This is a genomic window from Mycolicibacterium smegmatis, from assembly GCF_001457595.1.
Lineage (GTDB): Bacteria > Actinomycetota > Actinomycetes > Mycobacteriales > Mycobacteriaceae > Mycobacterium > Mycobacterium smegmatis.
This window is the reverse complement of sequence record NZ_LN831039.1, coordinates 3074155-3087901: the sequence shown is the minus strand read 5'-3', so window position 1 is coordinate 3087901 and position 13747 is coordinate 3074155. Positions and strand designations below refer to the sequence as shown.

The 13747-nt window shown below is 67.2% G+C and carries 11 protein-coding genes; 4 read left to right on the top strand and 7 right to left on the bottom strand.

Annotation, left to right across the window (positions count from 1 at the left end; all coding sequences use genetic code 11):
• Window positions 1–3: 3 nt before the first annotated feature.
• Both secD and yajC read right to left on the bottom strand, forming a co-directional pair.
• Window positions 4–1866 (bottom strand): protein translocase subunit SecD, encoded by a 1863-nt coding sequence (secD, locus tag AT701_RS14860; protein ID WP_011728723.1) that lies wholly within the window; start codon window positions 1864–1866, stop codon window positions 4–6.
• A 72-nt stretch (window positions 1867–1938) separates the two neighbouring features.
• On the bottom strand, window positions 1939–2262 hold the full coding sequence (yajC, locus tag AT701_RS14855) for a preprotein translocase subunit YajC (protein ID WP_011728722.1): 324 nt from the start codon (window positions 2260–2262) through the stop codon (window positions 1939–1941).
• A 337-nt stretch (window positions 2263–2599) separates the two neighbouring features.
• Between yajC and gabT the strand changes: the two genes are divergently transcribed.
• Window positions 2600–3940: a 4-aminobutyrate--2-oxoglutarate transaminase gene (gene gabT / locus AT701_RS14850; RefSeq protein WP_058127630.1), complete on the top strand. Its 1341-nt coding sequence runs from the start codon at window positions 2600–2602 to the stop codon at window positions 3938–3940.
• Window positions 3941–4019: 79 nt separating this feature from the next.
• Window positions 4020–5105, top strand: coding sequence for an IS630-like element ISMsm2 family transposase (locus AT701_RS14845; RefSeq protein ID WP_003887303.1), 1086 nt, complete (start codon window positions 4020–4022; stop codon window positions 5103–5105).
• Here the strand turns inward: AT701_RS14845 and AT701_RS14840 are convergent.
• Window positions 5102–5821 carry a hypothetical protein gene (locus AT701_RS14840; protein WP_058126114.1) on the bottom strand — a complete coding sequence of 240 codons (720 nt, stop codon included), beginning with the start codon at window positions 5819–5821 and terminating at the stop codon, window positions 5102–5104. The genes AT701_RS14845 and AT701_RS14840 overlap by 4 nt on opposite strands.
• 90 nt (window positions 5822–5911) lie before the next feature.
• Between AT701_RS14840 and AT701_RS14835 the strand changes: the two genes are divergently transcribed.
• Both AT701_RS14835 and car read left to right on the top strand, forming a co-directional pair.
• Window positions 5912–6553, top strand: a complete 642-nt coding sequence (locus AT701_RS14835; RefSeq protein WP_058126113.1) for a maleylpyruvate isomerase N-terminal domain-containing protein — start codon at window positions 5912–5914, stop codon at window positions 6551–6553.
• 280 nt (window positions 6554–6833) lie between these two features.
• Complete coding sequence (gene car / locus AT701_RS14830) at window positions 6834–10340, top strand: carboxylic acid reductase (protein ID WP_058126112.1); 3507 nt, start codon at window positions 6834–6836, stop codon at window positions 10338–10340.
• A 65-nt stretch (window positions 10341–10405) separates the two neighbouring features.
• Here the strand turns inward: car and AT701_RS14825 are convergent, their stop codons facing one another.
• The 4 genes from AT701_RS14825 to AT701_RS14810 all read right to left on the bottom strand — a co-directional run bounded on the left by AT701_RS14825 (window position 10406) and on the right by AT701_RS14810 (window position 13729).
• Window positions 10406–10852: a nuclear transport factor 2 family protein gene (locus AT701_RS14825; RefSeq protein ID WP_003894333.1), complete on the bottom strand. Its 447-nt coding sequence runs from the start codon at window positions 10850–10852 to the stop codon at window positions 10406–10408.
• A 118-nt stretch (window positions 10853–10970) separates the two neighbouring features.
• Entirely contained in the window at window positions 10971–11990 is a 1020-nt protein-coding gene (locus AT701_RS14820) for a LacI family DNA-binding transcriptional regulator (protein WP_011728717.1), read from the bottom strand.
• 19 nt (window positions 11991–12009) lie between these two features.
• Window positions 12010–12330 (bottom strand): EthD family reductase, encoded by a 321-nt coding sequence (locus AT701_RS14815; protein ID WP_011728716.1) that lies wholly within the window; start codon window positions 12328–12330, stop codon window positions 12010–12012.
• A gap of 79 nt (window positions 12331–12409) precedes the next feature.
• A complete protein-coding gene (locus AT701_RS14810) occupies window positions 12410–13729 on the bottom strand; it encodes an MFS transporter (protein ID WP_058126111.1) in 1320 nt (439 codons plus the stop codon).
• Window positions 13730–13747 lie beyond the last annotated feature (18 nt).

Genomic DNA, 13747 nt, shown 5'->3' with positions numbered 1-13747 from the left:
TGTCTAACCCCGTCCCGCGGTCGCATGCGAAACCTCTCGGCGTTCGCGTGCGATCTGCTGCACCGCGCCGAGTCCGTTCAGCTTGGGTTTGGCCATCGTCGGCGACTTGGATGCCAGGTACACCAGCGGCCAGGTCACGAGGAACACGACGACGAGGTCGAGAATGGTCGTCAGGCCCAGCGTGAACGCGAATCCCTTGACCTGGCCGATCGCCAGGACATACAGGACCGCGGCGGCCAGGAAGGTCACGGCGTTGCCGGACACGATGGTCTTGCGTGCGCGCACCCAGCCTCGTGGCACCGCGGAGCGGAACGACCGCCCTTCCCGGATCTCGTCCTTGATGCGTTCGAAGAACACCACGAACGAGTCGGCGGTGGTGCCGATACCGATGATCAGACCCGCGATACCCGCCAGGTCGAGCGTGTAACCGATGTACCTGCCCAGCAGCACCAGGATCGCGTACACCACCGCACCCGCGGCGACCAGCGACAGCGCGACCAGCAGGCCGAGCACGCGGTAGTACAGCAGTGAGTACAGCAGCACCGCCGCCAGACCGATCGCACCGGCGATCAGGCCGGCCCGCAGCGAGGACAGTCCCAGGGTCGCCGACACGGTCTCGGCCTCCGACGACTCGAACGACAGCGGCAGCGAACCGTACTTGAGGACGTTTGCCAGCTCCTTGGCCGAGTCGGCGGTGAACTGCCCGGTGATCTGCGTGTTGCCACCGGGGATGGCCTCACGGATCTCCGGTGCGCTGACCACCTTGGAGTCCAGCGTGAACGCGGTCTGCGTGCCGACATTCGCGGCGGTGAAGTCCGCCCAGGTCTGCGCGCCGCCGGACTTGAACTCGACATCGACGACGTACTGGCCCTGCTGCTGGTCCAGGCCGGACGTGGCGTTCTTGATCTCCTCGCCGCTCATGATCGACTTGTTGAGCAGGTACACCGTCGATCCGTCGGTGGAGCACGTGATCAGCGGCAGGTTCGGATCGTCGTTGCCTGCCAGGATGTCGTCCTCGCCGCACAGGTTGGCCTGCACCTGCAACCCGAGGATCTGCATGGTGGGGTCGGTGCTCTGGCGCCACTGCTTGGCCGTGGCGATGCGCTGAGCGAGATCGGCCTTGTCACCGTCGGCGCCCGGCGCCGGTGCGGCGGGCGGATTCTCGCCTGGTGCCGGTTCCGGTGCGGGCGCCGGTGTGGGCTCGCCGGGCGTCGGGGCGGGTTCCAGCGGATACGGCCGCGGCTGGGGTGCCGGCTGCTCACCGGCAGGCGGCGCGGGCGCCTCTCCGCCGGGTGCCTCGCCGGGCACTGGCATGCCCGGCGGCGCCTCCTGCGGGGCGCCGGGGGCTCCTGGAGCTCCCGGCATGCCGGGAAGACCGGACAGACCAGGCAGACCGGGCAACCCGGGTGCGCCGGGGGCTCCACCCGGGGCGCCGGGCGCACCTGGCGCACCTGCGGGCGGCTGGCCGTCCTCCGTGGGCGGTTGGGCCGCCATCGCGTGGATGACCGGGCGGATGTACAGCCGGGCGGTCTGCCCGAGGTTGCGTGCTTCGTTGCCGTCGTTACCGGGAACCGTGATGACCAGGTTGTCGCCGTCGATCACGACTTCGGAGCCGGAGACGCCGAGCCCGTCGACACGGGCACTGATGATCTGCTGGGCCTGGTTCAGCGCATCCCGTGTGGGTGCCGAACCATCCGGGGTGCGCGCCGTCAGTGTGACGCGGGTGCCACCCTGCAGATCGATGCCCAGCTTGGGCTCGGGCTTCTTGTCACCGGTCAGGAACACCAGTAAGTAGACGCCGACAAGCAGCACCAGAAAAAGCGTCAGGTAGCGCGCAGGATGCACCGGCGCCGAAGACGATGCCACGTTGTTTGGGTCTCCTTGAGATCAGTTCGTCAGCACGCAAAGGGTACGTGTTGCTCCTGAGTGGTCAGGTGGTCAGTCGTTCTTGTAGCCGTCCGTGTCGTTCGTGTGCTCGCTCAGCTCGTCGTCGTCCTGCGCCAGACCGGAGTCGATACGGTCACGGACGGCCAGCTTCATCCACGTGGTGATGACGCCGGGAGCGATCTCCAGGTCGACGTAATCGTCGCTGATCCCGGTGATCGTGCCCTTCAGACCCGAGGTGGTGTGGATCTGGTCGCCGATCTGCAGCGAGTTGTGCAGGTCGATGGTGGCCTGCATGGCCTTCTTCTGGCGCCGCGACGCGAAGAACATGAAGGCGCCCATGATGATGAGCAGGGGCAGGAAAATGACCAGGTCCATAACAGGGCTTTCGTGTCGATTCGTATCGGTCAGGGTGGCCGCACCGCAGGCGAGACCGGCACCTCGTAGTTGACCAGTGTGCCATTGCAGCAGGGCACCGCGGATGGCGCGGTCACCAATGACAGCTGTCAGGACCTTAACGTTGCTCGCACATCCGGGCCGGGGTGGGTGCGCACCGTGTTCGCGGATCCGGCCGAACCGGCCGGCAAAACCTGCCGCCGGAGCCGCGTCGAAAACCGGCTACACCACTGCCGCCGGAGTTTAGGCTCGATCCGCGCGATGTCCACTCCACTTTTCAAGCCCCTTGTCACGCCCCTTTCCGGCCGAGGAGTCCGCCGTGAGCCATCCCGAGCAGAGCCGCCATCTCGCCACCGCCATACCTGGGCCGAGATCCCAGGCACTGATCGACAGGAAGGGCACAGCCGTCGCCCGCGGCGTCGGCACCACGATGCCGGTCTACGCGGTCAGGGCCGGCGGCGGCATCGTCGAGGATGTCGACGGCAACCGGCTGATCGACCTCGGATCAGGCATTGCCGTCACCACCGTGGGCAACTCCGCGCCGAAGGTCGTCGAGGCCGTGCGCAGCCAGGTCGGCGACTTCACCCACACATGCTTCATGGTGACGCCGTACGAGGGGTACGTCGCGGTCTGCGAGCAACTCAACCGGCTGACCCCGGTCCGCGGTGACAAACGCTCGGCCCTGTTCAACTCGGGTTCGGAGGCCGTCGAGAACGCCGTCAAGATCGCGCGGTCCCACACGCACAAACCCGCGGTCGTCGCGTTCGATCACGCCTATCACGGCCGCACCAACCTGACCATGGCGCTGACGGCCAAGGTCATGCCGTACAAGCACGGGTTCGGACCGTTCGCGCCGGAGATCTACCGCGCGCCGCTGTCCTATCCCTTCCGCGATGCCGAGTTCGGCAAGGAACTGGCGACCGACGGCGAACTGGCGGCCAAGCGTGCGATCACCGTCATCGACAAGCAGATCGGCGCCGACAACCTCGCCGCGGTCGTCATCGAGCCGATCCAGGGTGAGGGTGGCTTCATCGTGCCCGCCGACGGTTTCCTGCCGACGCTGCTCGACTGGTGCCGCAAGAACGATGTGGTGTTCATCGCCGACGAGGTCCAGACGGGTTTCGCGCGCACGGGCGCGATGTTCGCGTGCGAGCACGAGGGCATCGATCCCGATCTGATCGTCACCGCCAAGGGCATCGCAGGCGGCCTGCCGCTGTCGGCGGTCACCGGACGCGCCGAGATCATGGACTCGCCGCACGTGTCGGGACTCGGTGGCACGTACGGTGGCAACCCGATCGCGTGCGCGGCCGCGCTGGCGACCATCGAGACCATCGAATCCGAGGGGCTCGTGGCGCGTGCGCAGCAGATCGAGAAGATCATGAAGGACCGGCTGGGACGCCTGCAGGCCGAGGACGACCGCATCGGGGATGTGCGGGGCCGCGGCGCGATGATCGCGATGGAACTGGTCAAGGCCGGCACCACCGAACCCGATGCCGACCTGACCAAGGCCCTGTGCGCAGGTGCGCACGCCGCGGGGGTGATCGTATTGTCTTGCGGCACTTACGGAAACGTGGTGCGTTTCCTGCCGCCGTTGTCGATCGGTGACGATCTGCTCAACGAGGGACTCGACGTCCTCGAAGAGGTCCTCCGCGGCGCGTGACACCTCGGGGGAGCCGGCGCTCCCCCGATACACCTAGTGTCCTGAGTCATTAATTGCGGCCTAGTTGTTAAACTAGGTCGTGCCGACTCCTCATGCCGCTGAGATTGTGTTGTCCGCTGATGAGCGGGCCGAGTTGGAGGGCTGGGCGCGGCGACGTACGAGTGCTGCCGGCCTGGCCATGCGGGCTCGAATTGTGTTGGCAGCTGCCGATGGTGGGTCCAATACTGAACTGGCCGATCGCCTGGAGTTGTCGATCGGCACGGTGCGGCGCTGGCGCAATCGGTTCGCTGAGCTGCGACTGGACGGCCTCGTTGATGAACCACGTCCGGGTCGGCCGCGGGTTGTCGGTGACGAGCAGATCGAAGCGTTGATCACCGCGACGTTGGAGACCACCCCGCCTGATGCCACCCATTGGTCAACCCGCTCGATGGCTGCCCATCTGGGGTTGAGTCAGTCGATGGTCTCGCGCGTCTGGCGAGCGTTCGGACTGGCTCCCCACAAGCAGGACTCGTGGAAACTGTCGAAAGACCCGCTGTTTGTGGCCAAGGTCCGCGATGTCGTCGGGCTGTACCTGAACCCACCGGAACGGGCCTTGGTGCTGTGCGTGGACGAGAAAACCCAGATCCAGGCACTGAACCGGACCCAACCGGTGTTCCCGATGTTGCCCGGCACCCCGGCGCGGGCCAGCCATGACTACGTTCGCCACGGCACCTCCAGCCTCTACGCCGCTCTCGACCTGACCACCGGCAAGGTGATCGGCGCCCTGCACTCTCGCCACCGAGCCACGGAGTTTCTGGCTTTTCTCAAGAAGATCGACGTCGAGGTCCCCGACGATCTTGATGTGCACTTGGTTCTCGACAACGCCTCCACGCACAAGACCCCTGCGGTAAAACGTTGGCTGACAGGCCATCCCAGATTTGTCCTGCACTTCACCCCGACCAGCTCGTCCTGGCTCAATCTCGTGGAACGCTGGTTCGCCGAGCTGACCACCAAGAAGCTGCGACGCTCCACCCACACCTCAGTTCGGCAACTCAACGCCGACATCCGAGCGTGGATCGACACCTGGAACGACAACCCCAAGCCCTACGTCTGGACCAAGACCGCCGATCAAATCCTGGCCAGCATCGCCAACTACTGCGCCCGAATTAATGACTCAGGACACTAGTGCGCGGTTGTGTGCCTGCGACCGAACAGCCCGCCGAAACGCCTGCGTCGCGGTGCGCGCATCGACTCGGTGTGCTGCGAAGCCGGCATCGAGGTGGTCGGCGTCGCCGTGGCCGCAACCGGTTGGGCGGGCATCTGCGTCGTCGGCGCGTCCACGACGTGCGTGTCGGCGGGCGCGTCGACTCGGTCGTCATAGCGGGTCTCGGCGCGGTCGCCGGCCAGCGGCCTGCGCGCATAGGCGACGTCGCGCACACTGCGGACCGACAGCCGGCCCAGCGCCATGGCCGCCAGCAGGATGATCAGCGCACCCAGACCGCCGAAGTACGCCAGTTCCAGGGTCACGCGCTTGGCGTCGGTGACCGCCACGGGTGATCCGGGGTTGCCCAGCCCGAGCGGCCCGGCCAGCGCCCGGCCGACGACGAACCACGCCCCGCCCAGCACCGCGAGCCAGCCGCCGAGCATCGCGCTCAGCCGGTTGCCCGACGTCAGGAGCAGGAAGCCGCCGAGTGCGGTGGCCGCGCCGGGGAGTACCTCGAGCCAGCCACGCGCCGTCGTCCACGCCCAGGGCTGATCCGGAGTGAACGCGAAGTCGAGATACGGGCCGACGAACGGGATCAGTGCGCCATAGATGCCCAGTACCACCAGCAACAATCCGCTGGCGGCGCCGCGGCTGCGCGGCATTGTCAGGCGACCACCGCGGGTCTCGTAATCGGTCATGATGCCTCCTTTGACGAAACTGCGGATACCCGCGCGGTGACCCGGCGAACCGTCGTGACACGTTCGGCGGCACCTTCCTAGGCTGGGCGCATGACGCGTGGGGTTGGCGACGTGGTGATGGTCGAGACGCTGGCCGACGCGTGGGAACGGTGGGGGCGCCGGTGCGCCGGCCTCACCGCGGCGCAGTGGCGCGCCCGCACACGGTGCGAGGGATGGGACGTGCGATCGCTGGTCGCCCACGTGTGTCCCGAGGTCACGACGTTCGAGTCACTGGCGGCGGCAACCGTTTCGGGGGACGCCGCGGTGACCGACGCCGCACAGTTGTTGCGCATCTTCAACCAACCCGACGGCGTGGCCACCACCACCGCGGGCCGGATCGCCGAGCGGGCCGCCACGGAGGCCACGGCGTTGACACCCGAGGACGCAGCGAACCGGTTCGCCGAATGCGCGCGCCGAGTGCGGGCCATGCCGGAGATGACCAGGCCACACGACACCGTCATCCGCTACCCCGTCGTGGGCAGTACGACGTTGGCGGTGGTGGCGGAGGTCGCGCTCATGGAGGCGACCGTGCACCTGCTGGACCTGGCGGCCACGGTCGGTGACGTCGAGCCGTCCGGCGCCGCGCTGACGGCGACGCGCGATCTGCTCGTCGCGGTACCCGATCCGGTCGCGATCGTCGAGGTCCTCGCCGGTCGCCGCGAGCCCGCGGCCGCCGTGCCCGCGATTCACTGACGAGACGCGCGCGTTCCGCGTGCGACGCCCACGAACTCACAGCACATCAGCAGGCTGGACACAGGACACCGGGAATCAACTTAGTTTTACTAACGGCATAACTCCGGCGCGCAGCGCCGCGCGTCGTTTGCCGTGAGCGTCACCATCCGCCAAGCCGAAAGTGATGCAGATCGCACCAAATGGAGTGGTCAAAAAGGAATCAAATTACATAGACAAGCGTAGTAACCATCAGGTGCCACACCGTGCCGAACTTAGTTTTTATTTGCTCAGGGGATTTCATATGACGATCGAAACGCGCGAAGACCGCTTCAACCGGCGCATTGACCACTTGTTCGAAACCGACCCGCAGTTCGCCGCCGCCCGTCCCGACGAGGCGATCAGCGCGGCTGCCGCCGATCCGGAGTTGCGCCTTCCTGCCGCGGTCAAACAGATTCTGGCCGGCTATGCGGACCGCCCTGCGCTCGGCAAGCGCGCCGTCGAGTTCGTCACCGACGAAGAAGGCCGCACCACCGCGAAGCTCCTGCCCCGCTTCGACACCATCACCTACCGTCAGCTCGCAGGCCGGATCCAGGCCGTGACCAATGCCTGGCACAACCATCCGGTGAATGCCGGTGACCGCGTGGCCATCCTGGGTTTCACCAGTGTCGACTACACGACGATCGACATCGCCCTGCTCGAACTCGGCGCCGTGTCCGTACCGCTGCAGACCAGTGCGCCGGTGGCCCAACTGCAGCCGATCGTCGCCGAGACCGAGCCCAAGGTGATCGCGTCGAGCGTCGACTTCCTCGCCGACGCAGTCGCTCTCGTCGAGTCCGGGCCCGCGCCGTCGCGACTGGTGGTGTTCGACTACAGCCACGAGGTCGACGATCAGCGTGAGGCGTTCGAGGCGGCCAAGGGCAAGCTCGCAGGCACCGGCGTCGTCGTCGAGACGATCACCGACGTACTGGACCGCGGGCGGTCACTCGCCGACGCACCGCTCTACGTGCCCGACGAGACCGACCCGCTGACCCTTCTCATCTACACCTCCGGCAGCACCGGCACTCCCAAGGGCGCGATGTACCCCGAGTCCAAGACCGCCACGATGTGGCAGGCCGGGTCCAAGGCCCGGTGGGACGAGACCCTCGGCGTGATGCCGTCAATCACCCTGAACTTCATGCCCATGAGTCACGTCATGGGGCGCGGCATCCTGTGCAGCACACTCGCCAGCGGCGGAACCGCGTACTTCGCCGCACGCAGCGACCTGTCCACCTTCCTGGAGGACCTCGCCCTCGTGCGGCCCACGCAGCTCAACTTCGTTCCTCGCATCTGGGACATGCTGTTCCAGGAGTACCAGAGCCGCCTCGACAACCGCCGCGCCGAGGGATCCGAGGACCGAGCCGAAGCCGCAGTCCTCGAAGAGGTCCGCACCCAACTGCTCGGCGGGCGATTCGTTTCGGCCCTGACCGGATCGGCTCCCATCTCGGCGGAGATGAAGAGCTGGGTCGAGGACCTGCTCGACATGCATCTGCTGGAGGGCTACGGCTCCACCGAGGCCGGCGCGGTGTTCATCGACGGGCAGATCCAGCGCCCGCCGGTCATCGACTACAAGCTGGTCGACGTGCCCGATCTCGGCTACTTCGCCACGGACCGGCCCTACCCGCGCGGCGAACTTCTGGTCAAGTCCGAGCAGATGTTCCCCGGCTACTACAAGCGTCCGGAGATCACCGCCGAGATGTTCGACGAGGACGGGTACTACCGCACCGGCGACATCGTCGCCGAGCTCGGGCCCGACCATCTCGAATACCTCGACCGCCGCAACAACGTGCTGAAACTGTCGCAGGGCGAATTCGTCACGGTCTCCAAGCTGGAGGCGGTGTTCGGCGACAGCCCCCTGGTACGCCAGATCTACGTCTACGGCAACAGCGCGCGGTCCTATCTGCTGGCGGTCGTGGTCCCGACCGAAGAGGCACTGTCACGTTGGGACGGTGACGAACTCAAGTCGCGCATCAGCGACTCACTGCAGGACGCGGCACGAGCCGCCGGATTGCAGTCGTATGAGATCCCGCGTGACTTCCTCGTCGAGACAACACCTTTCACGCTGGAGAACGGCCTGCTGACCGGTATCCGCAAGCTGGCCCGGCCGAAACTGAAGGCGCACTACGGCGAACGCCTCGAACAGCTCTACACCGACCTGGCCGAGGGGCAGGCCAACGAGTTGCGCGAGTTGCGCCGCAACGGAGCCGACCGGCCCGTGGTCGAGACCGTCAGCCGCGCCGCGGTCGCACTGCTCGGTGCCTCCGTCACGGATCTGCGGTCCGATGCGCACTTCACCGATCTGGGTGGAGATTCGTTGTCGGCCTTGAGCTTCTCGAACCTGTTGCACGAGATCTTCGATGTCGACGTGCCGGTCGGCGTCATCGTCAGCCCGGCCACCGACCTGGCAGGCGTCGCGGCCTACATCGAGGGCGAACTGCGCGGCTCCAAGCGCCCCACATACGCGTCGGTGCACGGGCGCGACGCCACCGAGGTGCGCGCGCGTGATCTCGCCCTGGGCAAGTTCATCGACGCCAAGACCCTGTCCGCCGCGCCGGGTCTGCCGCGTTCGGGCACCGAGATCCGCACCGTGCTGCTGACCGGCGCCACCGGGTTCCTGGGCCGCTATCTGGCGCTGGAATGGCTGGAGCGCATGGACCTGGTGGACGGCAAGGTGATCTGCCTGGTGCGCGCCCGCAGCGACGACGAGGCCCGGGCGCGTCTGGACGCCACGTTCGACACCGGGGACGCGACACTGCTCGAGCACTACCGCGCGCTGGCAGCCGATCACCTCGAGGTGATCGCCGGTGACAAGGGCGAGGCCGATCTGGGTCTCGACCACGACACGTGGCAGCGACTGGCCGACACCGTCGATCTGATCGTCGATCCGGCCGCCCTGGTCAATCACGTCCTGCCGTACAGCCAGATGTTCGGACCCAATGCGCTCGGCACCGCCGAACTCATCCGGATCGCGCTGACCACCACGATCAAGCCGTACGTGTACGTCTCGACGATCGGTGTGGGACAGGGCATCTCCCCCGAGGCGTTCGTCGAGGACGCCGACATCCGCGAGATCAGCGCGACGCGCCGGGTCGACGACTCGTACGCCAACGGCTACGGCAACAGCAAGTGGGCCGGCGAGGTCCTGCTGCGGGAGGCGCACGACTGGTGTGGTCTGCCGGTCTCGGTGTTCCGCTGCGACATGATCCTGGCCGACACGACCTACTCGGGTCAGCTGAACCTGCCGGACATGTTCACCCGCCTGATGCTGAGCCTCGTGGCGACCGGCATCGCGCCCGGTTCGTTCTACGAACTCGATGCGGACGGCAACCGGCAGCGCGCCCACTACGACGGGCTGCCCGTGGAGTTCATCGCCGAGGCGATCTCCACCATCGGCTCGCAGGTCACCGACGGATTCGAGACGTTCCACGTGATGAACCCGTACGACGACGGCATCGGCCTCGACGAGTACGTGGACTGGCTGATCGAGGCCGGCTACCCCGTGCACCGCGTCGACGACTACGCCACCTGGCTGAGCCGGTTCGAAACCGCACTGCGGGCCCTGCCGGAACGGCAACGTCAGGCCTCGCTGCTGCCGCTGCTGCACAACTATCAGCAGCCCTCACCGCCCGTGTGCGGTGCCATGGCACCCACCGACCGGTTCCGTGCCGCGGTGCAGGACGCGAAGATCGGCCCCGACAAGGACATTCCGCACGTCACGGCCGACGTGATCGTCAAGTACATCAGCAACCTGCAGATGCTCGGATTGCTGTAACAGACTTCCCCACAAGGGAAGAATCCCCCTGGCGTGGCCGCGGTCCCACAAGGACCGCGGCCACATCAGGTTTGCGGCCGCAGTTTCTCCAGCGTCGCCGCGGTGTCCCACATGAACGGCTCGATCTCGCCGATCAACCGGTCTCTGATCGTGATCATCTGCAGCATGGGCCAGTCGATCTCGGTTCCGGTGGCGCGCGCCACTGCGCGAACGTGGCAGCGGACGAACACCGTGTCCGATCCCGACGGGTAGAAGACCGGGTCGGTGACCTCCAAAGCCGACCAGGTGTCCCCGAACGCCCTGAGCCAGCGTTCGACACCCTCGTGACCCACCCACCGTCCGGCATAGGGCAGCGACTGCGGGTGCAGCACAACACAATCCGGGTGAAGCGTCGGCGCGACGATCGAGAAGTCCTTGTCGTCCGAGCCCAGGTACGCCGTCTCCGCGACGTAGAAACGCTTCAGTACCTCGACCATCGTGGAGGCCTGTTCGACACTGGCATCGGAATGCATGGGCGTATCCCTTCGGATGATCGATCTACCCGCAACGGCTTTCGTGAGGATCTCCGGACCCGGTCGGCCTCGACGCCGAAGCCAATTTCCAGGAGCCCCCGGCGGCAATCGTTTGATATCACGGTGCCGCGGTGGAACCGCGCAGCACGATGTGCGGTTCGTCGGGCACCACGACCCGGCGCGGTTGGCCGCCTCCGACCATCGCGATCGCGAGTTCGACCGCTTCGGCGCCGAGCCGTTCGGTGGGCAGCGACACCGCGGTCAGCGGAGGGATGAGATAGCTCGCGAGGTTGTCGTCGTGCAGCGCGAGCACCGACATCGCGGACGGTACCGCGATCCCCCGCTGGTGCAGGGCCGCCAGCACACCCACGGCCATCGGGAACGTCGCGGCGACGATCGCGGTCGGGGGGTTGCCGCGTTCGAGCGCACGCATGGCGCCCTCGAATCCGGCGGCATGGTTGCGCTCGGGCAGCTCGATCGCCGAGGACTCGACGCCGTTGGCCGCGCACTCGGTGGCGAACCCGTGCCTGCGGCGCACCATCGTGTCGAGCGTCGCGGGCCCGAACACGCCGCAGATGCGACGGTGCCCCAGTTCGACGAGGTGGCGCACCGCGACGGCCGCGGCGTCGGCATCCCTGAGCACCACGCTCGCGGATATGCCACGCACCTGGCGGTTCACCAGCACCACCGTCTGCGGCACCTCCTGGACCAACCGGCGCAGCGCCTGATCCTCGATCCGGCCGGACGCGACCAGGAGGGCGTCGACGCTGCCGTGCATGAGCATCGAGGTCATGGTCTCGTGTGGATCACCCGCGGCGTGTGTTCCGAGCACCAGGCCGTACCCGTGCTCTTTGGCGCGGGCCTCGACCCCGTGCACGATCGCGGAGTAGACCGGGCTGGTGAACCCGGGAAGCAGCAGGCCGAGTGCCATGGTGCGCGAGCTGCGCAGCCCACGCGCCGCGGCGTTGGCGCGGTAGCCGATCTTCTCGGCGGCCGCCACGATGCGTTCGCGGGTCCTCGTCGACGCGAAGCCCCGCGGGTCGTTGCGCAGCACCCGCGACACCAGGCTCGGGTCCACCCCCACGATGTCGGCGACGTCGGCGAGCGTAGGCCGACGCCGCCTCCCTGGTCCGGTCACCAACCCGTCCCCGTGGCCGTCACGTCGCGCCGCCTACCCCGCGTTCCATGACGGTGCGGACCGGCGCGATGTCGGTGAAGTTGGCAACGTCGTCCATGACCGCCGCGGTCTCCGGTGCCGACAGCGCTTTTTCCATCGCGTCGCGATCCTCGAAGTGGCACAGGCAGATCGTGATCACACCGTCCGCCTCACCCGCCTCGGCCGCGAAATAGACCTCGGCGGATCGCAGTCCGTGCGGGCCCCACGTGCGCTCGACCAACGGCACGTGCTCGGTCATGTAGTAGTCGCGGTCGAACCGACTGTCGGCGTTGCCGACGTAGTGCACCAACATCATCGTCATAGGTGTGTTTCCTTCCCTCGGATGCGAGCCTAGGCAACGATCGCGCGATCCGAGGGGGTGTGTTTCAGCCCCGCATGTGTCACAACAGGTTCCGGCCCCTGGTCTCCGGGCTCAGCAACGTCGTGACGAGCCCGATGGCGGCAAGGACCACGCTATACAGCGCGAAGATCCACTCGAGGTGGTGGCTCGCCAGCCACGTCGCGATGTACGGGGCCGTGCCGCCGAACACCGCGACCGTGAAGGAGTACGGCACACCGATGCCCGACGCGCGCACGTGGGTCGGGAAGAGTTCGGCGAAGTAGGCGGGCATGATGCCGACGAACGCGCCGAGGAAGAACAGCGCGACCGACACGATGAGGAACAGCCGGACCGGTGAGTCGTCGATGGCCGCCAGGAGCGGGAACGACAGCACCATGAACGCGATCGAGTACGTGATGAACACCGGTCTGCGTCCGTAGCGGTCGGACAGTTTGCCCCACAACGGAAGCGTGGCCATGAAGACCAGGTTGGCGGCCACGGTCGCCCACAGCGCCGCGCCCGCGGGAACCCCGCGCGTGCTGATCGCGAACCCCGAGATGCCGATGGCCCACGTGTAGACCACCACGGTGCTCGCCAGGCTGAACCCGACCATGCGCGCGAGACTGGCCTTGTGGCTGCGCAATCCGCGGATCACGTCCCGTGTGGTGGCGGGCTGCTGTGCCGGTCCGGTGTCCTCGGCCAGGAACGCCTCGGTTTCGGGCAGACTGCGCCGCAGGTACAGTCCGACGACGCCGAGCAGGCCGCCGAGCAGGAAGGGCAACCGCCACGCCCACTGTGCGAGGGCGTCGGCGCCCAGGATGCTGCTGGCGGCCGCGCCGATCACCGACGCCAGCACGATGCCCGCCGTCACCGACACGTACAGGCTGGTCGACCACAGTCCGCGCCGGGCCGGCGGTGCGACCTCCGCGATGTAGGTGTAGGACGCCGCGATCTCACCGCCGTGCGCCAGTCCCTGCGCGAGCCGGGCGACGATCAGGATGACGGCCGCCCAGATGCCCACATCGGCCTGCACCGGCGCCACACCGATCACCAGGCTGCCCGCCGCCATCAGGAGCATCGACGTGGTCATCGAGAACCGCCTGCCGCGCCGGTCGGCCAGCCAGCCGAACAGGAATCCGCCGACCGGGCGCATGAGGAACCCGACGGCGAACACCGCCAGCGTGGACAGCACGGCTCCCGTGCCGCCGTCGCCGACGAAGAACTGATGAGCGAAAAACGGCGCGAAGATCGCGTAGACACTCCAGTCGTACCATTCGAGCGTGTTGCCGACGCCCGCCCCGAGCAGTGTGCGGAACCGGTGCTGCGCACGGTGTTCCTGCCGGATGGCGACATCGACCAGATGGTCGTTGGGGATGGACATCGGACCTCCTCAGGGCAA

Coding starts and splice junctions, on each gene's coding strand:
- car (WP_058126112.1), top strand. CDS start 6,834: ATGACGATCGAAACGCGCGAAGACCGCTTCAACCGGCGCATTGACCAC.
- AT701_RS14815 (WP_011728716.1), bottom strand. CDS start 12,330: ATGACGATGATGTTGGTGCACTACGTCGGCAACGCCGACAGTCGGTTC.
- AT701_RS14810 (WP_058126111.1), bottom strand. CDS start 13,729: ATGTCCATCCCCAACGACCATCTGGTCGATGTCGCCATCCGGCAGGAA.
- AT701_RS14840 (WP_058126114.1), bottom strand. CDS start 5,821: ATGACCGATTACGAGACCCGCGGTGGTCGCCTGACAATGCCGCGCAGC.
- AT701_RS14825 (WP_003894333.1), bottom strand. CDS start 10,852: ATGCATTCCGATGCCAGTGTCGAACAGGCCTCCACGATGGTCGAGGTA.
- AT701_RS14835 (WP_058126113.1), top strand. CDS start 5,912: ATGACGCGTGGGGTTGGCGACGTGGTGATGGTCGAGACGCTGGCCGAC.
- yajC (WP_011728722.1), bottom strand. CDS start 2,262: ATGGACCTGGTCATTTTCCTGCCCCTGCTCATCATCATGGGCGCCTTC.